This window comes from Paenibacillus sp. MZ04-78.2, from assembly GCF_024213375.1.
In the GTDB taxonomy this organism is placed as follows: Bacteria; Bacillota; Bacilli; order Paenibacillales; family NBRC-103111; genus Paenibacillus_G.
Window position 1 is genome coordinate 1 of record NZ_JANAVJ010000049.1, and the last position, 25470, is coordinate 25470.

General features: G+C 47.0%; 17 protein-coding genes and 1 riboswitch. Of the genes, 7 read left to right on the forward strand and 10 right to left on the reverse strand.

Features of this window, described 5'->3' with window-relative positions:
* The first annotated feature begins 588 nt into the window (after positions 1-588).
* Positions 589-780 carry a hypothetical protein gene (locus tag NLX71_RS23130; protein WP_254366156.1) on the forward strand — a complete coding sequence of 64 codons (192 nt, stop codon included), beginning with the start codon at positions 589-591 and terminating at the stop codon, positions 778-780.
* A gap of 222 nt (positions 781-1002) precedes the next feature.
* Here the strand turns inward: NLX71_RS23130 and NLX71_RS23135 are convergent, their stop codons facing one another.
* Positions 1003-1329: a DUF3139 domain-containing protein gene (locus tag NLX71_RS23135; protein ID WP_254366157.1), complete on the reverse strand. Its 327-nt coding sequence runs from the start codon at positions 1327-1329 to the stop codon at positions 1003-1005.
* Positions 1330-1368: 39 nt separating this feature from the next.
* Between NLX71_RS23135 and NLX71_RS23140 the strand changes: the two genes are divergently transcribed.
* Positions 1369-1881 (forward strand): hypothetical protein, encoded by a 513-nt coding sequence (locus NLX71_RS23140; RefSeq protein WP_254366158.1) that lies wholly within the window; start codon positions 1369-1371, stop codon positions 1879-1881.
* A gap of 418 nt (positions 1882-2299) precedes the next feature.
* On the opposite strand, the gene NLX71_RS23145 is transcribed toward NLX71_RS23140, so the two are convergent.
* Positions 2300-3157, reverse strand: coding sequence for an AraC family transcriptional regulator (locus tag NLX71_RS23145; protein ID WP_254366159.1), 858 nt, complete (start codon positions 3155-3157; stop codon positions 2300-2302).
* Between the two features lie 140 nt (positions 3158-3297).
* Positions 3298-3396, forward strand: a riboswitch (TPP riboswitch).
* A gap of 249 nt (positions 3397-3645) precedes the next feature.
* Between NLX71_RS23145 and thiM the strand changes: the two genes are divergently transcribed.
* Positions 3646-4476 (forward strand): hydroxyethylthiazole kinase, encoded by an 831-nt coding sequence (gene thiM / locus NLX71_RS23155; RefSeq protein WP_302058408.1) that lies wholly within the window; start codon positions 3646-3648, stop codon positions 4474-4476.
* 137 nt (positions 4477-4613) lie between these two features.
* Here the strand turns inward: thiM and NLX71_RS23160 are convergent, their stop codons facing one another.
* Positions 4614-6029 (reverse strand): aminotransferase-like domain-containing protein, encoded by a 1416-nt coding sequence (locus NLX71_RS23160; RefSeq protein ID WP_254366161.1) that lies wholly within the window; start codon positions 6027-6029, stop codon positions 4614-4616.
* 120 nt (positions 6030-6149) lie between these two features.
* On the opposite strand from NLX71_RS23160, the gene NLX71_RS23165 reads away from it, so the two are divergent.
* The 3 genes from NLX71_RS23165 (at position 6150) to NLX71_RS23175 (ending at position 10520) form a co-directional block, all read left to right on the forward strand.
* Positions 6150-7085 carry a DMT family transporter gene (locus NLX71_RS23165; protein ID WP_254366162.1) on the forward strand — a complete coding sequence of 312 codons (936 nt, stop codon included), beginning with the start codon at positions 6150-6152 and terminating at the stop codon, positions 7083-7085.
* A gap of 161 nt (positions 7086-7246) precedes the next feature.
* A complete protein-coding gene (locus NLX71_RS23170) occupies positions 7247-7711 on the forward strand; it encodes a hypothetical protein (protein WP_375377951.1) in 465 nt (154 codons plus the stop codon).
* Positions 7712-8552: 841 nt separating this feature from the next.
* Complete coding sequence (locus NLX71_RS23175; RefSeq protein WP_254366163.1) at positions 8553-10520, forward strand: M6 family metalloprotease domain-containing protein; 1968 nt, start codon at positions 8553-8555, stop codon at positions 10518-10520.
* A 53-nt stretch (positions 10521-10573) separates the two neighbouring features.
* On the opposite strand, the gene NLX71_RS23180 is transcribed toward NLX71_RS23175, so the two are convergent.
* From NLX71_RS23180 to NLX71_RS23205, 6 genes are all read right to left on the reverse strand, one after another.
* Entirely contained in the window at positions 10574-11977 is a 1404-nt protein-coding gene (locus tag NLX71_RS23180) for a sensor histidine kinase (RefSeq protein ID WP_254366164.1), read from the reverse strand.
* A 3-nt stretch (positions 11978-11980) separates the two neighbouring features.
* On the reverse strand, positions 11981-12688 hold the full coding sequence (locus NLX71_RS23185; protein WP_254366165.1) for a response regulator transcription factor: 708 nt from the start codon (positions 12686-12688) through the stop codon (positions 11981-11983).
* Positions 12689-12817: 129 nt separating this feature from the next.
* Positions 12818-13861, reverse strand: a complete 1044-nt coding sequence (locus NLX71_RS23190) for a DUF418 domain-containing protein (RefSeq protein ID WP_254366166.1) — start codon at positions 13859-13861, stop codon at positions 12818-12820.
* A 28-nt stretch (positions 13862-13889) separates the two neighbouring features.
* Positions 13890-14249 (reverse strand): YxeA family protein, encoded by a 360-nt coding sequence (locus tag NLX71_RS23195; RefSeq protein ID WP_254366167.1) that lies wholly within the window; start codon positions 14247-14249, stop codon positions 13890-13892.
* Between the two features lie 21 nt (positions 14250-14270).
* Complete coding sequence (locus NLX71_RS23200; RefSeq protein WP_254366168.1) at positions 14271-16205, reverse strand: ABC transporter permease; 1935 nt, start codon at positions 16203-16205, stop codon at positions 14271-14273.
* Positions 16206-16961 carry an ABC transporter ATP-binding protein gene (locus tag NLX71_RS23205; protein ID WP_254366169.1) on the reverse strand — a complete coding sequence of 252 codons (756 nt, stop codon included), beginning with the start codon at positions 16959-16961 and terminating at the stop codon, positions 16206-16208.
* A gap of 230 nt (positions 16962-17191) precedes the next feature.
* Between NLX71_RS23205 and NLX71_RS23210 the strand changes: the two genes are divergently transcribed.
* Positions 17192-18940: a copper amine oxidase N-terminal domain-containing protein gene (locus NLX71_RS23210; protein WP_254366170.1), complete on the forward strand. Its 1749-nt coding sequence runs from the start codon at positions 17192-17194 to the stop codon at positions 18938-18940.
* A gap of 314 nt (positions 18941-19254) precedes the next feature.
* On the opposite strand, the gene NLX71_RS23215 is transcribed toward NLX71_RS23210, so the two are convergent.
* Positions 19255-25020 (reverse strand): DUF4011 domain-containing protein, encoded by a 5766-nt coding sequence (locus NLX71_RS23215; RefSeq protein ID WP_254366171.1) that lies wholly within the window; start codon positions 25018-25020, stop codon positions 19255-19257.
* Between the last annotated feature and the right edge of the window lie 450 nt (positions 25021-25470).

The window sequence follows — 25470 nt, forward strand, 5'->3', positions numbered from 1 at the left end:
AACCTCCCGTTCAAGATGCCTTCATTTTCTCATGAGCTTGAGGTTCTTGAAAGGTGGGGAGTATTTGACGCTCACTTATAAACAGGCGAAAACCCACAGAGTAAGAGTCCATGGTGCCATGATCCAGATATGAAATGGAACGGCAAACAAAATGAACTCAAGTTATAATTGCCAAAACGCTGCTGATTATGCCAAACCGAAATACTAACTACGGTTCCGATGTTGCATCTTCAAGTAGACCTAATGGAAGAACACCTCTTGGACGGGGGCTCATCAGTATCGTACCTTCTGGGGGGACACCGACAATGGAAATGGCCGTCAGACCTTTGGCCCGGGGATCAAGTCCAATTTGCGGATAGCAGCGGACACACAACTCATACAGTAACGGTAGATTTCTACGGCGGCGGCGATCTGTATGTATCTCAACACTCGACTAATGATGACAACTACGCGAATTGGTTTAGCGGTGAAAGTCTAAAGCAAATAAATAAAAAAAGAATAGATAATAATGGCACCTCATCCTTATGTATATTCCATTAAAATCAAATATAGTTCAACCTAATTTGAGTCGAATCGGAGGAAAACAGAATGAATAAAAAATTCGTTGTAACAGCAACCGTTTTATGTTGTGTAGTTGCAGGTGCTATCGGTACTTCCGCAATCGCAAAGATTGATCCATTTGCGAAATCCGCGAGAATGGTGGAACTCGAATCTGAATATGACGCTGAAGGCAACTATTTTTGTAGTCTCGATTTCAATTTTTATGCCAACTTACTTTAAATTTTTGGATAACTCAATGAAGAAAAATGGTTAGTCAGACTCTTTCACAAAGCTTTTACGCGAGCGTTTGTTTTTTACAGGGCAAACAAAGGACACAAACACAAGCGTGTGCAACATTTTTATTCATTATCCGTTTAATTGAATAAAGCCCCAATTAAACCTTGTTTTAGGATTTTGAAAATTAGGATCGGTGGGAGGTGAAAAATGGACTAGCTCTGCATCTTAGTTTTTCTCTAAATGGTTATAGTTTGAGTAACCAGGCTGCGGAGGAAATTGGTACCAAAGTCCATAACCACCACGTGAATATACATAAGTTACATTGGGCTCGTCTTTGAAAGTAACATAAACCGGATATTGAGGTAATTTAGAGAGTTCGCATTTGATGCTTAGTATTTCTTCCTCTTTGTAATTTTTAGTATTTACTAGGTAATCTCGCATTTCGCGCTCGTATTTGTAAATGGTTAATTGAATATTTACGAGTAGAGCAATAATTGAAATGGCGATTACAATCAAGACGGAAATCCCTATTTTTCTTATTTTTGATTTCATTTACAAATTAATCCTTTATTTTTATGCTAAGGGAGGCACATGAATAAAAGAAGGACTTGGATTATTTTGGGCTTACTATTCGTGGGCATTGTCACTATGCTGTATTTAAATTTCAACCAGGGCGATAAATTCGATATCATTTCCGCCTATGCTAACAATAACGTAACATTTAACAAAGACTCCCTTCGGACGTATCCGGAAAATAAATTTGAAGTTGTCTTCTGTACCGATAAAACGCAAAAAACTCACGTTTTTCTGTTGAAAAACAATAAAGTTCTTACTTCGACATCGTTTGTCAATGCACCCTTGAATGAAAAGATGGTTGATTGGCAAATTTCTAAGAACTCGCAATTAAATTATTTTCTATTGTCCGGGAGATTGAACGATGTGATCGAATCTCTTGAGGTACATGGAACCAAACCACAAGACCTAAAAATAATTCAATATAATCATGAGAAAATGTTCTACAGCTTGTCGGAGGATATTAGTGAACCGATTGATATTCAAGCCAAAAATAAAGACGGGAATATCATTTATAAAACGCTGCCCTAGCTCGAACGGCTTGGGATTTATTACAATTCAGGGCCAGCATGTTGGGTTACAATCGCATTATGTTATTACCATAAGAAAATGGATAATCCAAGGTAAAATGTAATGTTGGCGGGCGTTTTTTAGAAGGAGGCAGACAGTATGAAATACTTAATTTTTTTCATAGTCAATTGTGTGCTAACTTACTACTACATTTTCCCTGAACCAAGCTATGCCAGCTCTTTATTGTACTCTTTTCTTATGACACTCTTTATTGCCGTTTTAGATGCAATAAAGAAAAAATCACCATTGTAGCTCATTTTCAGCTTTGAGCGGCGATTTTAAACAATGCAAAAAAACGGCTTTGTTCGCCGTTTTTTATTGGTGGGATTTAATAGTTCAACGACGCCCTTACCAAATTCGGATACATACCCGAGCTTGCCTATACTACCGGAATCCAAACTTCCATTTCATACAGGTTATTGCCTCTGTCGTAGGTCATTTCAAACTCTGGACCATTTGCAGATTCGTAATTGCAGGTCGGAAACCACTCCCCCCAAATGCGTTTCCACAATGCATGAATGCTGCTTTGTCCATCGGGATACAGACCTGTCGAGAAGATCGCGTAGGTTTGCGGAGGAATGGATAGTTTTTCAAACCCTTCCGGCAGACCAGTCTGAGGCAAATAATACCCGATCAGATAGGAAAATGAGTTACCTCGCCTGTTGTATAAAACTGCATGAAGCTGTCCATCTTCACCTAAACCTGCGGCGGTACGGATTCGGTCAACGGTTCCGTCAGAAATGCATTGGCTCCAAAAAGCAGGGATTTCAATAAACGGGTTTTCGCCGTCAGCGTTGATTTCAGTCGATATACCGAACATGTCAAAAGCTTGTTTTTCCTCGATTTTATAGTTCATCTCCGCATCTCCTTTTATTGAAATATGAAAGGACATCCGAGGATAGGCTTTCAGCAACATGCCCTTATCGCGCGCTGACGTAGGCATTATACCGTGCATTTTTTTGAACGCTCTGGAGAATGCTTCGGGTGACTCATAACCGTACTTCAAAGCGATATCAATGACCTTAACATCCCTGTTTTGAAGTTCGAACGCGGCAAGAGTCAGCCGCCTGCGCCGAATATACTCTGACAGCGGCACATCCGTTATGAATGAAAACATCCGTTGGAAATGATAAGTCGAACAACAGGCAATCTTGGCCGCCTGGTCGTAATCAATAGTCTCAGCCAGATGTGTTTCTATATATTCCATTGCGCTATTCATGCGATCCAGCCAATCCATGCGGCTCCTCCTTTCAAGATAAATTATAGGATGTGAAGATCAACGAATCCTTGCAATCTATGCACGGAAATATCATGCTTTTATTATCGGCAGATGTGTCCGATGCATTTGACTTTTGGATAAGCGTATGTTTCAATGAAACTGATTTGCGGGGGGACTGTTCGCAGTTGAGAAGGTTAAAACCTGACCCTTTGAACCTGTTAGTTAAGACTGACGTAGGGAGCAAATAACAACAGAGCGTGTTATTTTCCCCTTGTCTGAAACAGGACAAGGTTTTTTTATTTTATTAATGTAACAGAGCGGAGAGGATGACTTGAAAAAACGCCCTTGTCAAAGGCGGTCATGCTGTAGGAAGCGGTACATCGGGCAAAGGAATATATCACAACGGCCATTCGGCATTCCTTGTCGATCGGAAAGGGCCACGGCCCCACGCATCATTTTTATGAACTTTACCAGAACGGATTAAAGAAAGGATCTGAGTGAGATCAATGGACAATACCTTAACCTCAAGTATCGGCAGTTTAGTGAGCAGCCTCCGGCGAACCAAGCCTTTGGTTCATCATCTTACCAATTATGTGACCGTCAACGATTGCGCCAATGTTACGCTGGCCATCGGCGCTTCTCCTATCATGGCTGACGATATCGAGGAAGCGGCTGACATTACCGCAATATCCTCCGCGCTTGTGTTGAATATAGGAACATTGAATAGCCGAACCGTAGAATCTATGCTTGCCGCCGGGAAGAAAGCAAACGAGAGGGGCATCCCTGTCGTTTTGGACCCCGTGGGCGCAGGCGCGTCGAAGCTCCGCAATCAGACAGTTAGGGTGCTGCTGGAACAATTACAATTCAGCGTCATCCGCGGCAATATGTCTGAAATCCGTTATATCGCCGGACTCCAAGCAACAACGAAAGGGGTGGACGCTTCCGAAGCGGACTTGGAAAACAGTCTGCAAAGCGGCATCGATATTGCGAGCGAATTGGCGCAGCAATATAACTGCACGGTGGCCATCACCGGTGCGACCGATATCGTATCCGATGGCAAAAGTGTAATTTGTATGGAGAACGGACATCCGATGCTCGGCTCTATCACCGGTACGGGATGTATGAGCACTTCCCTTATCGGCTCGTTCTGTGGCGTCACGGCGGATTACCGCATGGCGGCCATCGCCGGTCTTTTGTGCATGGGGATTGCCGGGGAGATTGCTTATGAAACCGCCGGTCAACAAGGAAACGGCAGCTACCGTGTAGCTCTCATCGATGAAATAAGCAAAATGAGCTCCCAGACGATGCACGAGAGGGCTAAAGTATATGAAGCCTGAGCTGGTTGCAGCCTTAATATGGTTACGATCAGCAAGCTTCTAATGGGATATTGGACGACTGGCAATGGAAAATAGACAGGCATTTTGCCCGCCGTTCCCCTAAGGGGAGCGACGGGCTTTTGGCTGTACGCCGCGCATCAGGCCAAGGAGCGCAGCAGCCCGGCCAGCAGCCGGACTCCTTCGCGCAGCTGGTTTTCATTAGCGTAAGAGTAGCTCAAGCGAATCCGGTCGTCGAGCTCTGCGAGCGGATCGCAGATGGTGCCGGGCACGAACGTTAGCGACTGCTCGATGCCCTTCGCCAGCAGCGTTTCCGCTTTAATCCCATCGGGCAGCTTGATCCACAAGCTCAAGCCGCCTGCGGGCTTGGTCCACGACAAGCCGGTCCCGGACAACGCTTCCTCCATAATGTTCATCCGCACATGCAGTGCGATGCGGAGCTTCTCCAAGTGCCGCTGCATCCGGTCGGAGAAGAAGAGCAGCAGGAATATCTTTTGATTCAAAAGCGGCGTGCCGTTATCGGCGAGCGACTTGGCGGTCAGCAGATTGCCGATGACCGGCGGCCGGGCCGCCACGGCGGCGATGCGCAAGCCGGGAGCGATATACTTGCTGAAGCTGCGAATGTAGGCGACATACCCTTCCGTATCATAGGCGAACAGGGGCGGCGGCGGTGGCTGCTTAAAGTAAATGTCGTGAAACGGATCGTCCTCCACCAGAAGACAGCGGTGCTCCGCCGCCAGCTCGACCAGGCGCTTCCGCTGTTCGGCGGACACGGTATAGCCTGTCGGGTTGTGAAAAGTCGGGTTGAGATAAAAGAAGCGGGGCTTGCGCTCCTTCATCAGCCTTGCCACGCGCTCCAAATCATAGCCGTGCGGATGGATATCCACGGCGGCCAACTGCGCGCCGTAGCTGCGGAATATATCCATCGCCGCGCCGTAGGTCGGACGGTCTACGAGCACGACGTCCCGCGGCTTGAGCATCGTTTTGGCCAGCAGGTCCAGCGCTTGCTGCGCTCCGGAAGTGATCAGCAGCTCTTCGGGCGTGAGAGCAAGGCGGTGCTGGACCGTGAAGTATTCGGCCATCGCTTCACGCAGCTCCTCGTCACCTTGGACGGGCGCGTAAGTTCCGAGCACTTTGGGATACAGATCGAAGGCTTGCTTGACGTAAGCTGAGAGGTACTGATTCGGCAGCAGATTCGGATCAAGCAGCGCCTGGGAGAACTGGTAAACCACCGGAACCCGCTGGATGTCGGATAGCGGATTTTGTTGAATATGAGAGTGTACGGCAGGCGTCGTCGTCAGGTCGGACGGCAAGCTGCCGGTGTTGAGATAATAGCCGGATTTGTCTTTCACGTACGCTTTGCCGCTCTGCTTCAGCAGCTGGTAAGCTTTGAACACGGTCAGCCGGTGAACGCCCAGCTCTTGGGCCAACTCGCGGATCGAAGGAAGCTTGCCGCGCTCGCTCCATTCCCCCCGGTCGATCCGTTTCAGGATGTCGTCGCAGACGCTTTCGTACAGCCGGGCAGGCCGGGCGGCGGATGGGTAGATTTTGCTCATGCGTCGCACGCTCCTTTCAGTACATCCATTGTAGCACTTTTTTTCGCAATCTGTTCTGTGATATTTCATCTGTTCTGCGCCTCTTCTTCTATGATGGAGAAATAGAAGGAGGAGAGAGACATGGTGTGGTTGGGCTATGCCGTCATGTGTTTGATTTTCGGCACGACGTTTTTGATGATCAAGGTAGGGATTGACGCGGGGCTGCCTCCGTTCTTCTCGGCCGGAGTACGGTTCCTGCTTGCGGGCGCGCTTATTTTCGTCTGGGCGTTGGCGACGGGAAAGGTGCGTTTCTCGTTACTGTGGCGCAAGGACCTGCTGCCGACGGGGATCGGGCTGACGTTCGGCACGTTCGCGACGCTATATTGGGCTGAGCAGTATGTAAGCTCCGGGTTGGCGGCGATTTTATCCGCGACGGGGCCGATTTTTTTATTACTGATTCAAAGCATCGTGCTTCGGAGCAAGGCAAGCCGCAATTCCGTCATCGGGTGCGTGCTCGGCTTTGCTGGAGTGGGGCTGCTGGTTGCGCCTAACCTGTCCGTGGAGACGAATGTGCTCTGGGTGGTTGGCTGCGCCGCGGTTCTGGTCGGGGAACTGTTCTATGCGTCGGGCGCGCTCTATGCGAAGCGGGCGCTCGTACGGTATCCGGAGACGTCGCCGCTGGCGTTGAACGCCATACAAATGATGCACGGGGGAATCCTGCTGCTCGTTTTGTCCCTGTTCACGGAGCGCGTACCGATGGAAGCTTTGGCCACGGGGCAGGGGATCGGAGCGCTGCTGTATTTGACCGTGGTCGGATCGATGATGGGACACAGCTTGTTTTACTGGCTCGTGGCGCGGACGAATCCGTTCTTCCCGACCACGTGGCTCTATATTTCGCCGTTAATCGCCTTTGCGTTAGGCGCTCTGCTGTATGGGGAAGCGGTCACTTGGGGGGCTATCGCGGGCGGCATCACGATCATCGTCAGCATTTTGCTTGTGAACCTCGACGCGATCCTTGGGGCGAGGTCGGCCAAGCGGACGCAAGGGGCGGCGGTTCAAGCGAAGCAGGCAGGGTGACGAGTTCATGAAGTCCAAAGGCACAATCAAGGACCGAAGTCTCTGGCAGACAGGCTGCATATTCCCTCCTTCGAACTATTTTCTACCAAATAATTGAAACATAGTAATTATAACGGTATAATAGGGGTGTATTTACAAATATTATCCATAGGAGGGAAACTATGAAAAAGAAAATCGTATCTGCCGCATTATCGACGGCCCTGGTGCTGTCCGTCTCCGCCTCGGTTATGGCAAGCAGTCCAATGGAATCCGTAACTGTGGGCGCTTCCGGCCACTCTGCCGGTGTAGCCGCGTCTCGCAGCTTGGATGCCGAGCATTTGAATTTGGAAGCAAGAGAGGTTGTAAAATATTACTCGCTGACTTCTTACGAGGAGTCCGAAAAAGAAGCTTTTGTCCTGAATCAAGGAGAAGAGCTTACCGTTTTCGTCTATAACTCGGGGTTCCCCATCACTTATACTGTGTACGATGCGGACGGTCAAGCGCTTGGCACTTATAATACGCATACCCCTTATGGCCGTATTTTTACAGCGCAGAAAAACGGTCCGCTGTACGTTCAGTTTAAGGCCGGGGCGAACAGCTCTTTCGTGAAAAAAATGAACTTCTCCGCCAAGTTTTCGATTTCGTGATAAGGTTTGTGAAGGGCGCCACGCTATGAAGTGGCGCCCTATCGCTGTAGGGGACGATTCTGCACGACATGCACCTGTGGAGAAACCGAAGAATGGAGCTGTGTACTTTCTATAAAAATTCAAGGATGGTTATTGATCAGAATAAATGTAGCGTTAGGTCCTTTGGGGCCTACATAATGGATTTCCTTGGTAGTATCTTTGAGTTGTATTTCGGTCGGATTCCCCATGATTTTTGTAATTCTCTTCAGAAAATCCAGGTGAAATTCCCCCAAACGAAAGCGAATTTGCATTTTTTTCAACCGGAGCCGCACGATTACATCCCAGAATTAGAATTATCAATAAGAGGATTAGAGACTTCTTCATTAGGTTACCTCCCAAAAGCTATAGTACTAACCCCTTTCTGTGAACAGGCAGAGAGCGTGGGTATATGCTTCTAAGTTAGCTATTCCCCCCTCTTTTATACATAAATCCATTTTACTGTGGGCTGCACTTTTTTCATACCTGGTAATAGTATAGATCAATTCTTCCAAAATTCAAATATTATACTTGAAAGGAATATTTTTTTACTTTTTTCTGCATTATGCGCTGTTGGTTCGGCTTGGTCAGTCGCTGCCACAGTTTTTTTGCCGCGTACTGACACAATCGACGGGCCGTTTCGACATCTGGACCGCGAAAGAGCGGCCATACTGTCGATAGTTCAGGACAAATTTACTATTGACCGAAGGTAAACTAGCCAAGTCAGCGTAAAAAAAATGTTCTCTAGTAGTTCTATCAACTCATCTCAAGCCGCTAGAGATACCTTATACTAATAATGAAGTAAAAATGAGGGAGGTATGGTAAATTGAAGAAACTAACATGCAGTCTAATCATTTCCGGTTTGGCCTATTTCGGCACCGCATCGGTGAGCTTGGGGGTTCCGGCTTATGGCGGAACGGAAGTGTACAAGCAGCCAACAGGGGAGACGTTCCAAGCGGCTCAGCAGGGTGACGAATGGCTGAACTGGACGAAGGGGATGGATGACGAAGTATTAGTGCGGGACAAGAACGGTTTTTGGAATTATGCTGAAATTGATGGCAGCGAATTGAAGCCGAGCGGGGCAAAAGTGAACATTGACCCAAAACCGGAGCAGACGCTCAAGCAAGAGCAGGTGTTGGAGTGGGCGAAGGAACAGCAGATTGTGGAGAAAATCAAATCCAACGTCGAGCCGTTTATCGGCGATCCCGATCCCGGCCCGTCCCTTGCGCCGCTCAACACCGGCAGCTCCCGCAAGCTGCTTGTGATGCTTGTGGAGTTCGCCGATATCGGCATGAAATATTCCGATAGCGAATGGAATGACCGCTTCTTCGGCGATAAGGAAGGCACAGTCAAGCATTACTACAAAGAGGTCAGCGCAGGTAAAATGACGATCGGCCCTGCGGCGGAATCCTACGGCACAGCAGGCGACGGCATCGTTCGTGTCAAGCTCGGCTATCCTCACCCGAATACGAAGGGCGACACCGGAGCAGTCAACAAAAAAATCGTCAAGGACGCCATAGCGGCAGCCGATCCGTACGTCAATTTTGCCAGCTTCGACACGAACAACGATGGTAAGGTGACCCGGGACGAGCTGTTTCTGGTTACCGTAACGGCCGGTTACGAAACCGCTTACAGTAAGAATGTGACCCCGAGTGTGTGGGCGCACCGTTGGTCGGCGGGAACATGGCAGGGAGACGGCAAAACGGTGAATCTGGATTATGTCATGCAAGGTGAAATCCATGGTAGGCCTGAGAGCGCCGACCATATGGCGACGATAGGCGTACTCGTTCACGAAATGGGTCATTTATTCGATCTGCCCGATCTATACGATGTTGACGGTTCCTCTTCGGGTATCGGTCCGCACAGTCTGATGGCCGGCGGGTCGTGGGCCACCTATGGTAATAACCATTCGGGTTCCACGCCGGTTCATCCGGACGCTTGGTCCAAATACCGGCTTGGGTGGGTGAAACCGACGGAAGTGAGCGCGAACGGCTCCCATACGTATACGCTCAACACGGTTCAACCGTCCAACCCGAATGCTTACAACGTCGTCAAGATCAACACAAGCGCGCCGGGACAGTTTTTCCTGCTGGAAAACCGCGGCTTTGTTGGATATGACCGGGGACTGGAAAAGGCGCTCAACGGCGGCAAGCCTGGCGTAGCGATCTGGCACGTGGACGAGACGCTTTTGCGTCTTAGCAACCAAAATACGAACAATGCGAATGAGCATCATAAGATGGTCGATCTCGAAGAAGCCAACGAAGGCACGCTCGGCTACAGCCAGCTCGACACCAAGAAGAAAGGGGAGAGGTTCGACCACTATTACGTAAGCGGTTCCAACACATCGTTCGGCCCGAAGACGAAGCCTTCGAGCGCGACTTACGAAGGAGCCGATACGAAAATCTCCGTGAACGTGAACACCCCTGGCAGCAGCACCATGAAGGTCGGGGTCAAGATCGGCGGTACGACCGGCGGTACGACCGACGGTACGAACGGATCGGTGAAGGCGACCGGCGTTCCCGGCTCCCTCAGCCTAAACCACAACAACTGGTCCAACGAGAAGGACTATGCGATCACGATGAACATGTGGTGGGGAAATAACGGCGACCAGTGGAGATTGTACGAAAACGATACGCTTGTCCACGAGGAAGAGCTGACGGACAACAGCTCGCAAGCGCAGAAGGCGGTCAAAACCTTCACGAATCAAAAGCCCGGAACATATATCTATACGGCCGAGTTGATTAACTCGTTCGGTACCACGAAATCTTCCCCAATTACAGTCCGCGTGAAATAAACATAAGGGAGCCGGCGATGCCGCGCTCCCTTTCACTCGTTACCGGAACCGGATCACAATTGAATCTCAATCGTCGTCCCGCGACCGACCTCGCTGTGAATCTTAATCTCTCCATCGTGCTCCTGGATAATATCTTTGGCTATCGCCATGCCAAGCCCGGAGCCTTTATGCGCATCTCCGGTGTTGGTTCCCCGGTAATAGCGGTCGAAGATTTTGTCGAGCTCTTCTTTCCGGATGCCTTTGCCGTTATCTTGGATGACAATACGGGTCCGCTCGGTCTTTTCAATCCGGACGGCGATATTCACGTTGGCGTCATTATGGATAAGCGCGTTATATATTAAATTGTGTATTGCTCTCCGAACAAGAATTTCATCCACCTCCGCCGGGATGTTCTCTTGATCAGCATAAAACTCAATATGTCGCTTGGCGTATTTCGGGTCATTGACGATGTCGATCACGATATTTCGCAATAATACGACCAGATTGGTCGTTTTTTTGTTTAGCGTCAGTTCTTTATTCTTCAATCTTGTCGTTAAGCTTAAATCCTCAATGACCTCTTTGATATAAAGCGACTTTTTCTCAATAATGTCGGCGTATTCCCTGATTTCGTCTTCGGTAAAGCGATAATCCGGGTCCTTCATCATTTCGGCAAAGCCTTGAATCGAGGCCAGCGGCGTTTTAATATCGTGGGAGATGTTGGTAACCCATTCCTCTTTCATCCGGTCCAACTTTTTTCGTTCCGACTCATTCGCTTTAAGCTGGTTGGACAACTGATTGATATTCGAAAATACTTGTTTAAAGACACCCGCCGGCCGGGCATGAAAATATTCATGGCCTGCCAGTCGTTTGATCCCGTCGATTAGCGTATACAGCGGCTTGGTCAGCTGTTTGCTCAAGAAATACCCGATCAGTAACGTAATCAAAATATCGATAGCGAGAACGATGCCTCCGACTTGAACCATGCGAAACAACGATTGATTATCATACGAAATAACATACCGGTTAATATTGCGGTTTTCCATCCCGATCAAATAGCTGTAAGCGCGGCCGCCTGCTTTCTTTTCTCCGACAAAAACCGTCGTTTCGCCATTTACTTCCTTGTACTTGTACATTTGCACAATTTCCGACGGAGTGTAGCTTTTCTTTAACCCTTCCGGAGCTTTGTAATGGAAGAGCTCCTTGCCGGTTTCATCCAAAATTTGAATCCATGCGTTCCTGCTGCCTAGCTCTTCCTTACCTGGGTCGGCAATCGTCAGCGCATCGCCGGAAATCGTGATCTGATCCTGAAACTGTCGTGTGAATAGCTCGGGAGAATGCTCCTCTTCTTGAAAGATGGGGATATTTAACACGGACTGGGCCGTGAACAAAGCAAGCATAAGGAACAGGTTTACGAAAATAATGAAGAGGACCACGAAGACAACCGAGATCAGATATCTTACTGTTAACTTCCATTTCATAACCTATTCATCCTCGATGGCCAGCTTGTAGCCCAAGCCTTTGACGGTAATTAGATAGCGGGGTTGGGAAGGCTGGTCTTCAATTTTTTCCCGCAGCCTCCGGATATGGACCATCACCGTATTATCAATGCCGATAAAATCCTCCCCCCAGACGGCGTCGTACAGCCTTTCCTTGCTGATCACTTTATTGACGTTCTGGAGGAAATACTTCATTAATCCGAGTTCTTTCGGCTTTAATTCAATGCTAATCCCGTTCTTTAAACATTCCGCTTTTTGTTCGTTTAAGGCAAAGGGGCCTGCTGTGAGGACCGTATCCTTCATGGCCTCCGGCTGCATATAATCGGCTCGGCGCAATTGGGCTTTCACGCGGTAAGCCAGCTCTTTGGGGCTGAACGGCTTCGTAATATAATCGTCGCCGCCGATGGCGAAGCCTAAAATTTTGTCGATTTCCTCCGTCTTGGCCGATAAAAATAAAATCGGAACCTTCGAGATCGCTCGAATGTGCCTGCACACGTCATAGCCTTCCCCATCCGGGAGCATAATGTCCAGCAGCACAAGATCCGGCTGCTTTTGCTGGAATTGAACGAACCCGTCTCCCGCCGTCGTGGACGTGATGACATGCTCGATGCCTTCTTTGCGCAGAACCGTGGCCACAAGCTTCAATATGGCTTCCTCATCGTCTATAATCAAAACCTTTTTGTTGATCGCCATGTCATCGTGCCTCCTGGATGGGAAAGGTTTAATGTATCCTATTTATGTGAGAGTATGCGGCACTTTTTATAATTTATCAAGCAGCAAAGAAGCCATGCTTGCCTCGGCTTCTTTGCGCATTGTCTGGATTTATTCGGCAGTTTGTTTTTTGCCATACGTCATGAACCGCCATGCTTTCTCCAGCGGGCCCATTTTAAAGTAGCGGAACCACAGGCTGCTGTAAGCGAGCTGTACGATCATAATCAGGCAGGCGATGAGGACTACATTGGCGGGAGATACCGTCTCCAGGCCCATGATCGAGATGAACAACGATCCGATTAAGCTTTGGGCGACATAATTCGTCAGCGCCATCTGGCCCACGCGTGCGAAGGGCTGAAGCATCGTCCGGGCTACCCGGTGCTCAAGCAGCAAAAACAGCGACGTCACATACAATAAGACCCCAGGAATGGCGCTCAAGGAAACGATGAGCTTCAGGTTCTCCGCTCCATACTGAGTGGCCGTCCAGATCCAGACCGATAACCCGATAAAGACCGGCAAGGACCAAAGCTGCACCAAGCGAATCCGTTTTTTCAATTCCCCGATCCGTCTGATCCAGTCCGCCTTCGCCGCCAGAAATCCAGCCAGAAACATCATGAAGATTAAAGTCATATCGGAGATGATAAAATCGACCACGCCGGATAATGGAACCGCGTGCCCTATCGTGAGTTTCAAGATGAGCGCAAGCACGTATACTCCGGCGATTCCGCCAAGCCAATTGCGGATCGTCGTCACCTTGGCCCGGTAAAATGGAAGCAGGAACAGACCGATCAACGCGTACATGGGCAAGATGGTGCCCCAGAAGACAAAGACATGAATCACGCCGAGGAGAAGGAGCGCCAGCAAGCGGCGGGTAAACCGCCAGAGCGGCTTGTCCCCCCGGAGTTCGGCGCGCGAGGCGAAGATGTAAAAACCGACGCCGAACAGGAACGAGAAGATGGAGAAAAATTTCTTTTCCACGAACATGACAATCAGGGTATCGATCGCTTGATGGATTCCGGTGTACTCCGGTATGATCATCCCTTCGGTGAGAACGATATATGCTTTCACATTGATAAATAAGATTCCGAATAACGCAAGTCCCCGAATGATATCCAAGGCTGCGATTCTTTCTTGCTGTGGGATAGATGTGTTCATATTGGCCTGCTCCTTATGATCCTTCGATTTATTGCAATTGCTGACTTGCTTTCCCCGGCAGCTCTTCCTTCGCGACTTCCTGGTAAGAGGTCACGCCTTTTCCTTCTTTCACAAACAAGCTGAGATATGCTTTCTCCCGAAGCTGCTTCGGGGCGGAGAACTTCAGTGTCTTTTGCTGCCCGTTCTTGTCCAATGCCGACAGCTCGTATTCGTATCTGACCATGATTTCTCCGTTGTCGATTTTATTTTCAAGCTTCTTTCCTTGTCCTTGAACCTGCGTATAATAGACGTCCGCCCCTAACCGGTTCAGATTGATGTTCTGCAGGAAGAACAAGCCTCCGAATAAAAGAGCCGCGATGCCGATGCACGAAATGATTATTTTTTTCATAGTCCTCTCCCGTTCCATGTGTTATGCATTCGATTTGGTCACAATTTTGTAGTAGGTGTTCACAGTTAAGAAGTAATAAACGATGTACATGCAAGCATAGGCGCCTATGCAGATCAAGACGGGAATCGCCAGATTCGTATGGAGGAGCCTGGATAGAGCGGTTAAAGCGATGGCGCAATGCGCAATTCCCGCGATTAACGGCAGGGCGAAGACGAATAAAGTTTGCTTGGCGATCGATTTGCGAATTTCTTTTTTGTTCACGCCGATCTTGTGCAAAATGACGTAGCGGTCCTTGTCGGCATTGGCTTCCGTCAGCTGTTTAAAGTAAATGATGCTTCCCGTGGCGGCGAGAAAAACCAATCCCAGGAACCCGCCCATAAAAATAATGAGTCCACTCGATTCCATACCGGCGGCATAATCCGTATAGAAGCTGGAAAAGCTCGCTTCCCGCGGCAGCATGGATTGAATCTCGCTTGTTAATGGCTTCGCGTCGTCCTCGTGCGTAATCTTGTAAGCTTCCATATGAACGAGGGGAGCTTCCTTTTGCAATCTGGCAAAGACCTCATCGCTAACGACGACCGTCGTACTCGCCGTCCGAAGATTGAGGACGTTGTATCGTTTTAAGCTTGTAAAGGTAACGTTCTCCGTAAGCTTCTTCGCCTTCAAGGACACCGTCGAGCCTACATATTCGGGCGACAGCCCTTCGTAATACCCCGCATCCAGTACGGCCGCTTCTTGTCCTTGCAGCGCCAACGGATTTTTTCGTTGCTGGACTTCCGCCAGTTTGTTAAAAGCTGTATTGGTAATGACGGTATAGCTCACGATATCGCTGGAAATTTTACTGTTAAGACTCGTAATGTCTACCTTCATTTGCAGGGCCGGAATGCGCTCGTGATAAACAACCTCATGCTTCTTATCGCGCGAAATCCGGTCTTGGACTTCATTCGTTGTGCGTTGGTCGTTCGCTATAAACATCATGCTGTTCGGATTGGCAAGCGCGGCGCTGCTCCGGTTGTTGTAATAAAAGCTGTACGCCGTTCCGACGGCCGTCAGTGTCGTCGCGCTCAGGACAGCGATGATCGTTAACGTGCGGGCGTTTCCTTTCATGCGGTACAGAAGCTGAGAGGTACTGATGATTTGGATGCCGTTCCAAAATCGCTTTTTGTTGTTCCGGGCCATCTTTAACAGGTACACGATGAAGGTGCTGTACAGTAAATAAGTGCCTATGATCACGGTGATAATGATCACGAGCGGCGTGACCATGAAGCCTATTGCACGCCAAGCGGCCGACTCTAATATGTTTTGAAGCGCCAGCCAGTAGCCGATGCCGATGCATAGTACGGCCAGCAACGCCATCGCCAAGGAGGCTTTCGGCTCTTGCTCTCCTTCTTTGTCCGCCTGGAACAGCTCGATTAATTTGAACCGGTAAATCAATCGGTACCCGTGAAGCGACGTAATGATGGTAATCACGGTGAAGACAACGATCGTATGGATCACCGCTTGCGGTGAAATACGAAAATTTGCCATCGCGTCATAGCCCATGACCTTCATCAAAAGCGTCACAAACCCTTGGGACAATAGAGAGCCGAGCAAGATGCCGATCAGGAGAGCCAAGAGGCCCATCATCAAGTTTTCGTAGAACAGCATCCGGCCGATTTGCTTCTTTCGTACGCCGAGCAGCGAGTACAGGCCGACTTCTTTTTTACGCTTGCGGGTGAAGAAGGCATTGGAGTACCAGATGAAAATGGCGACGAAAATCATTAGGACCGCCGAAGCTCCGTTAAAGGCGGAGCTGATTTTGGGCGACGCGTCCGATGTAGCCAAGATCGTCGAATCGTATTTTAACGACACGAACGTAAAGTAGATGACGATGCTAAAAATCATCGAAGCAAAGTACAGGAAGTAGTTGGTGAAGTTTTTTCGGATGTTTTTTCCGGCAAGCTGAACTAACGTCATTTACCGCCCACCTCCAAGCGAAGCGAGGACATCCAATATTTTTTGAAAAAATTCCTGCCGCGATTGCTGGAGCTTATGAATTTCGGCGTACATTGTGCCGTCTGTAATAAACAAGATTCGCTTGCAGAAGCTTGCGGCGAACGCATCGTGCGTCACCATCATGATCGTCGATCGATGCCGTTCGTTGAGCAGGGTCAAGCTTTCGAGCAGGCTGGTAGCCGATTTCGAATCCAGTGCGCCCGTCGGCTCGTCCGCCAGGATCAAGCTCGGGTTGGCGACAATGGCTCGCGAAGCGGCTGTCCGCTGTTTCTGGCCCCCGGAGATGTGGTAGGGATATTTGTCGAGAATGTCCCGGATGCCGAACGTATCGGCGATTTCATGAACGCGCGCTTCGATTTCCTTGGCCGGAACCTTCGATAAGGCGAGCGGAAGCAGGATGTTTTCCTTGACCGTCAGCGTATCGAGAAGGTTATAGTCCTGAAAAATAAAGCCGAGCTGATTGCGGCGAAAGTCCGACAATTGTTCCTCGTTCATCTTTACGATGTTTTGACCGGCGATGACGATTTCTCCGGACGACGGGGTATCAATGGTGGACAAAATATTGAGCAAGGTCGATTTCCCCGCCCCCGAAGGCCCCATGATGCCGATAAACTCGCTTTCCTTCACTTCCAGATCGATATCTTCCAGCGCTTTGTATTGATTTTCCTTCGTGCCGTATATTTTTTGAACGTTGCTTGCCTGTAAGATGGTTGTCATGAAGCAATCCTCCTTGTATCTCTACAAAGACGATTATAGTTCACCGCACCTTACAGCGTTTTAATAGGAACCTTACAGGAACCTTAAAAAAAGTAGGGGGTGGAAAAAAAAGGGGTTGTAAACAAGCTTTGTGAGCATGATCCCCTTTTTTGAAGGATTTTTTGGTAATTTGTCGAAAACAGTTCATCATGTCAAACTTCGACAAAAAAAGGAATAGGCGGGTCAAAAAAATGTGGCGATCTATGTTTATACTTATCATTTTCATGATGTCAATCATGCTTGAGGACTCACTGCGAACGGCTCATGCGGAAGAACAGCGGATCGAGGTCGTCCTGGACGGCAGACGAATTTCATTTTCCGCGAACCCGGTGCTCATCGACGGTTCGGTGTTCGTCCCTATGCGCACTTTGTTCAAAAACCTCAGGTACAGTGTGGAATGGTTTCCGGAAAAGCGGGTCATTTCTGCAAAAATAGAAGACAACACACTCGATATGGGAATAGATTGGCCCTATGCGTCTTGGGACAATAAACAAATGATTCCCTTGTCCTTGCCGCCGCGTTTGATCGATGGCAGAGCCTACGTGCCTTTGCGGTTTGTCGGTGAAATTTCGGACAAGCATGTAAAGTGGGACGCTGCATCGAAAACGGTATTCATTCAAGATGTTACGGATGAAACACTCGGGGAGACGCTGACCGACACGCTTAAGCCCGATTCGTACGAAGAGCAAGGTGTGCTTCCCTACCGTAGTCTAACGATGGACTTCGACAAACAAAGACGCTCGATCACGTTTACGATCGAGTTAAATGACGGTCGTCTGAAGTCCGGCTCCTCCACAGGGGCAAGCCATCCGTTTGCTCAGTACATATCCCTCGCCCAAAAACGCTTGCCCGAAACAACGATGTCTTTGTATCGAAAAGTATCAAAAAGGGCGAAGGAAGTACATATTCGAGTCGTGTATGAGAACCAATTGCTTCAGCAATATTCGGTCCCCAATCCCAATGCGCTGAACGAGCCTGATCCTAGTTTTGTCGTCGAAGCGAGCGGCGCCGGCCAAATCGCGCTAAAGTATTTTGACCAAGAAGGAAGAGGGCTCAGCCTCTCTCCACCCGCAGGCATGGATCTGAGTTCGGAGTCCAAGATTGCTTCGACGGTCGTAACCCACCTGAAGGCGATTCGTGAGGGAGATGCCAGCCTCTATCTGAACACGATCAGTGATACAAGCGACCAGAAGTCTGCTAAGGCTAACGCCGACTATATTCAGGCACACCCAATAGACGTCACGCCAGAGAAGATGGCCTTTCTTCACATGACCGATCGAATGGCAATCGTTACCGTTTCAGAGCAGTACCAGATCGGTTCACAACTGCGAAAGCGCAAGCCGTATTATGTGCTGGTCCGGACAACCGATGGCGATTGGAAGATGGAAGGGAGTGATTCCTCCCGACTTGACCACTACTGGGACGGTCTAATTTCCAAAAATGGTTATGAACTTGAGCCTTTTACCGATAAGGACAAGAGCGAGGTTCGCAAACTGCTTGAGGCAAGGTTATCCGCCATGAATGCTGAGGACGTGGAAGCCTATGAGGCAACTAACGACCCTGCCTCCCCGTTTTTCGGGAGGATCCCGATGGCCAAACAGTTTAAAGAAACTGAGCTGCAAAACCAACTGTTCCCCGAGGACTTGACTTTTATTGGAGCAAAAACAGATCTAATAGACATCTTAAGCAGCACGGACACTGTCCGACTGTATTATGTGATGGGGCATGTGCTGTACATGAAAAAGCCATCGGACAATTCGTATTTTCGGAGCCAGCATCGGTTTGTGTTGTATGCGCTGAGCAAGAAGGACGGCCGGTACTTTGTGTGGGAAACATCGGAGCTCGGAGTTCGTTACGCCAGCATGTATTCTCTGGAAATCGCAGCACGTTTGTTGGATCCGAATTTCAATCCGTTGAAAGGGCACGAGCTCAAGCGGTAAACGACGCAAGGATACGTCGGCAAGCATAGCAGTAATAATTTCATGTAACTAGGAACGGATGCCCTCCTAGCGGCTTTTGCTACATGTTTTAGCAAGAAAGAGTTATTTCGCATCATGCCGTTAACGCAAATAGGAGCTTGTCACTATTAGAATGTGACAAAGCTCCTTTTTTATTTTGTGGGATTTAACATATGGAGACGTACCGTGGCTTAGCAAATCTACAATCCGCCGCCGCGTGATGATTCGGATGTTCGGGGAAGTGGCTTAGGATGATGCGATTCACTGTATTACATTTTCAATAAACGATAGCCAACTCAAACCAAATACCTTAAGCTCTCCAAGTGATTTTTAAGCCGAGTAATTTCAAATCTGCGCTTCTTAAACCACTCCTGCGACCATATCCGATAAATCTTCCAACCAAGCCCTTCCAATACCTGCTGCCGAAGCCGATCTCTATCTCGAGCAACTTTAGAACTGTGATAGGCCTTTCCGTCACATTCAATTCCCAAGATGAATTTATTTTCATTCAACGGATCAACCACTGCCAAATCAATACGGTATCCCGAACAACCAACTTGAGGTTCCACTTTGTACCCTAGATCTGTGAGAACCAAAAACACATCTTCCTCAAACGGTGACTCAAACTCTCGTTCGGAAAGCCTTGTCATACTGATTGGCAATTTCCCGTCAATCGCTGCCTGCATGTAATCCTTGAGCAGGCGGAGACCTGTGTTCTCATTTATTTTTGTGTCTGACAGGTCCGATGGCTTCAGCGAGCTAATTAACTTCATATGGTATTTCGCGCGGGTTACAGCTACGTTCAATCGCCGTTCCCCACGCGCCTTGCTTAGAGGACCGAAGTTATAATGCAGAGTCTGATCGGCAGCTTTTGCATAGCCGACGCTTAAGAATACAACATCTCTCTCGTCCCCTTGAACATTCTCTAGACTTTTAACGAAAAACTCTTCTTGCACCCCCTCCTGGAAGAAGCGTTCATACCGCAAATTGGAGTTTCTCAAGAGCGTAAGCTCCGCTTCAATGGCTGAAGCTTGCGCTTCACTGAATGCAATAACACCTAGCGATTTATCGGGGTAATCTCTGAAGTGCTCAATTACTAGATGCGCAATTTTTTCGGCTTCTTTCTTATTAGTCTTGCTTCCACCGCGGTCATAAATCCCGTCTTCCACATATACAAATTCCGTGCCCAAGTAAGGCCCGTTATCTGAACTCGGGAACGTGATCAAATTATTATGGTAGAATGCTTGGTTAGAGAATGTGATCAACGATTCGTGCTTACTACGATAATGCCAGCGCAGATTAATCGGCGGAAGAACATGTGCGCATTCGTCCAGAATGCTCTCATACGTCACTTCTTCCTGCTCATCTTCATCGAAATCTTCCTCAATCATGCTGCTGTGGAAGAAATTCGTCGGCGGGAGCTGCTTTGTGTCTCCGACGATGATGACCTGTTTTCCACGGACAATTGCACCGATCGCATCTTCAGAAAAGATCTGGGATGCTTCGTCAAAAATCACCACATCGAATTGGGTTACCGATGCATCCAAGAATTGACTGACCGATAGCGGGCTCATCAGAAGACATGGCTTTATCTCCATAAATAACGGAGCAGTTAAGTTTAACAGCTTCCGAATTGGATAGTGTCGTTTTTTCTTTCCGATTTCAGCCTGCATAATTTGAAGTTCTCGGCGGTATGCTAAAGCACGTATCGCTTGATTTCGGTTAGTTTCCAATTTTTCTTTGATGCGATGCACGTTTAACTGATTGCTGGTTTGATCCAGTTTTCTAAACGTCGTAACGTCTGTATCCATGACATCAGCATCAAACTCATAAAGCTCTGGTTCTTGTTTATATATTTGATCCAGCCACAGTTTAAAAAAACGCTTTTGAAACATATCCTTAAACGTATGTTCGCCGATTTTTTCTTTTCTAATTGCCAGCATGAATTGGTTCAATCCCATAGTGGTCGCATGCTTTTCAAGACGCTGGTATCTGATCCAGTCCTCTAATAGATCAATAGCGCCAAGCCTGATTTCCGTAAACTCTACCAATTCATTAAGTGCTACGCTTGAAAAATCTGTCTTGAAAATAACTGAAATCGTGAAATACTTATGAAAGTCTTTTTCAAGAGAGCGTGTTTTGTCATACTCCCGTTGAGTTTCAGCAAGTATTCCTTTTAATTCGTTTTTATCCCGATCCCCTTCAGCGCTAACAAAATCCATGATCTTCGATGGAATATCTGCATCGACGAACAACTCGTGCCATTCATCGGTCCAAGCCAACGCATCAAATATCTGTTCCCAGTTTGTTGTGTAGCCTGTGAATCTGTCACCAAAAACGCTTTTGAGAATCTCAAGTTTGCCGTCTAGTCGCTCTTTCTGTCGTTTCACATCTACAGCCCTTTCTAAGGCTGTTTTTGATTCATCAAATGAGAAGCTGCGAGTGAAGTAAGGTACAAATCTAGAGAAACATTCTTGCCACTCCGATACTAGTTGCTTCAACTCCTGGAGCTGATTACTGAAAGCAATGATCGGCCAGTAAAGCTCAGGACCTTCATATACCGAAAATGCCTTAGGGAATGCTTCCTTATAAAGTAGCAATCCTTTTTGTATGTTTTTGATGCACCTGCGAAGTATTGCTTCATCAATAGGTAATTCTAGTCCACCGCGGAGCATTACGTTCCTGAATTCCTGATTAATCGTAATGCCTTGTTTAAACAAGTTGGCGAATTCATCAATAAAACCCAGAAGCTTATTCCAATCGGTCTTCTTCCCCTTAAACGTATCGCCGAGAATTCTTAAGCTGTTTATATAACTATCTTCGATTTTTTGGTTTTCTTGATTTAGTTGCGTTAAATTTTTTAAGTCTTTCTTGAATTCAGATACGCTAAGGCCCCTCGGATTTTGCAAATGGCTAGCGAATTCATCAACGAACTTAAAGTAGGATTCAACCTTCTGCCACTCCACTTGCAAACTAGCATCCAATTCTTCCATGTTTGCCGTCGCTGTGTTTCCACCAATTAAATGAACAAAGTTCATGAAATCTGCTTGAAGCACTTTAATTACCTGTCGCAATTCGTTGCTGGTTTGCTTCAACTGATTAAAAGAAGCAGATAATTGCTTCACTCTACCCGCGGGACGGATTAGCAGGTCTTTAAGTAATGCAGTGACGTTTCGGTCTTGGTGCCACTCAACGATTTCTCTTGTAACAGCCATCGCCTGCTCAATTTGAGCCCAGTTTGTTTCGGCCTCTTGATAGTGCCAACCGAGCAACGATTTAAAACCGCTCTCTTTCTGAATAATCGACTTCTTGTAATCCAACACCCGTTTTACATTACGGACGTATTTGTGGAATGTATCAAAGTCGAATTTATCGTTTGTTTTCAAGTTAGACTTAAGCCATTTCAAATCCTTCTTGTATGAATCGCTAAAGATGCGCATAAACGATTGGTATTTGCCTTCGCATTTTTCAAAAATGTCATATATGCGCTCATCGTAAACCTCTTCTTCAAACAAATTGACTACTTTATTGTATTCGCTCTGGTACTTTTCGAAGAGATTTTTACCTTCTCTAACAGTAGATTGAATATCGTGATAATTGTGCAGGTTGAACCAACTCTCCTGCGGACGCGGTGACTTTGTAATCAATCCTACGACCAATTCTAGGGTATCAACGGAAGCAACACTATTTATTGGGATTCCAAACATCTCTTCAAACTCAGCTTTACAAGTATTGAAAAGTTTGATCTTATTAAATAGGTCGCTAAATATCGATGTTACTTTTGATTTCTGATCATACAAAAAGCTGTCGACAGACTCCTGATTGCGTTTGAACGAACCCACCACGTTTTCCTTAACTTCGAAATCAACCAATGCTTTTTGAGCGTTGATTTCCAGAAAGGAGGATTTGTACTTGGACAAAAGGTTTTGACGGATCTCTTCGATCTCTTCGTATTTGGTCTTTGTGACTAACGCATGCTTGGCTGCTTCAGCAAATCTGATTTCATCGAACCACTCCGCGGCAGGAGTGGTTGATTTATTCAGCAGCGATATATACACCAGCAAACGTTTCAGTTCTTCTAAGTTTTCAAGTTGAGAAATCCCCAAATGAAAGGCTGTTTCTATATAACTTTGAATCTTATCAGTGGCGGCTACAAAACCATCAATGCTGCTTATGACTTCACTTTGGTTCAACAGAACTTCCGATCGTTTTCCCTCAGGGATGACCGAAACAAGCTTTTCACTTTCAATAAACAAATCATTGTACACTTGTTCGAGCTGTTCTACTTCCAGCACACTCTCTCTAACTTGTTCCGTCAGCTTTCTTTTATCATCTAAAAAGGATGAGAATCTTTCTTGGTAATTCTTCGCGTCAGCAATAATCTGAGTAATGTTCATTTTGTCAAACCACCCTGCGGGAGGCATTGGGGAGTGAATAGCCATGTCCAAGATCTCTATGGCTTTTTTCAGCTCATTCAATGTAGCTGCGCATATGCCCACAGTCTCTTCAATAGATGAAGCAGCCTTTACATTATTGCTTAATTGCTTTGAAAGTTCCGACAAGTAAATTTTGACCCTTGATTTTAACTCAAGGGAGAAGCTCTCATCGTTAAATCCTTCCCACGGATGGAAATCAGCGTTATACACAGAATTTCTGTAACGTTCGAGATCTGTCAGAAGTCTATATATGGATTCGAGTTCAGTATCGAATGATATGTTAAAATCGACCATTAATTCAGGGATATCTTCTAACTTGGCAAGTGTACCATGAACTTCAAAAACCGTTTTGCCATAAGGTTCCCTCGTTAAATGGATCTTCTCCACATATGTATTTAGCTTTTCCCGAATGACGTTAATCTGGCCGTACACGTCATTGGAGATGTGCTTTTTCGAGGATTGTTTGTTTATGACATGGCTTAGTTCATCAAGTACCTGTCTTTTATTTGCTTTTTGACTATGCATTTCAAGGCAGAAGTCCCCAAGCCCTTCGTTCTCCAAGCGGGTTCTTACAACGTTTAATGCAGCCATCTTCTCGCTGACAAACAGCACTTTTTTATTATTAGCGAGGTTCTCGGCAATGATATTCGAAATGGTTTGGCTTTTTCCCGTCCCTGGAGGACCCTGAAGCACAAAGCTCATTCCGTTTTTGGCTGCCAATATGGCCTGTTGCTGGCTTGAGTCAGCGTCTAAGATATTGAATATTTCTTGTGATGGCACTTCACGGTCCATTGTAGTCTCATCGGGAATGCGGGTATGATCGAAGATCTGCTTCCTACTTTCATCATCAGAAACGCCCGCAATTTCTCTTATTAATGGATGGCCTTCAATAAGATCCTTGTAGGTTTCCATGTCTTTATACATGACCAATCTGTTGAAGGAAAACAGCGACAAATAAACATCTTCTTCGACACTCCAATCTTCTAGGTTTGCAATAAGATCGCGAACTTCTTCCCATAGCTCCGCAACGTTAAGCGCAGACGGATCTTCCTCCAGCTCGGGCAATCTAATTCCGTGCTGCTCGTGCAACATATGCGCAAGAAACGGGTTGATCACAATTTCGTCTTCAAACTTACTTAACGTAAAAGGGTCATTGGCGCTGGTTCTTTTTAACGTTGCAGGAACCAACAATAGCGGCGCATAAAAGAAATCGGAATTGACTGCTGTTTGTGTTTCTTTCCATTTCAAAAGACCAAACGAAAGGTAGGATATATTAATGCCTTGCTCATTCATTCGGGTTTTCGCCGCGGTTCTAAGCTTATTAAGAATCTTTTTATAATTTTGCGTTTCTTCAGCGATGCGTTTTTTCTTTTCAAGTTCTTGGATTGCCATAACTTGAATCTTTGATATTTGCACAGAAAACGGCGTAGACAGTTTCTCACAGTTTAACTGGTTTTCATCATCAACTAGCAGTTTATACATATTAGAGGGGTCGTCTAGGAAATTAACGCTATTGGTTCTCTTCGGTTTGAAATTGAGAAGCGTGTTTCTTTTGCTCATGTCTATTAGATTCTTTTTCCAGTTAGCAATCCTATTATGTAATGGACTTTCAAGCTGCTTTTCCATAGTTTCACCTTCGCATTTGGGATTAAGTCCTAAACTATATGACTATATATAGGGAAATTGTACCACGATATTCCATAGTTTGATACATACATCATTAAGGTAGGATACCGGACTATAATCCCCTTTTAACGTAACGCCCATTTGTGTAATCTTGCTTGTCGCTAGCCTGTAGGTGCATTACTGCTAATTCCCCCCCGCCAGAACCTCAAATGAGCAACCTCAATCCATTTCCGGACGGAGGTTGCTTTCTTTTTGCCGCATTATCATCATACACAGAACAGGAGAAAGAAAATGAATTGCATACATCAGCGACTATACAACTTTATCAAACAGGAATTAGGCCATGACGGCACGATCCACTTCCTAGCCCTCTCAGCCGTAGAGTTGCAACACGACGCATAAGCCCATTCAACGATTTTCAAAGTTAGGGTAGCCCTCACTTTTCAAGCC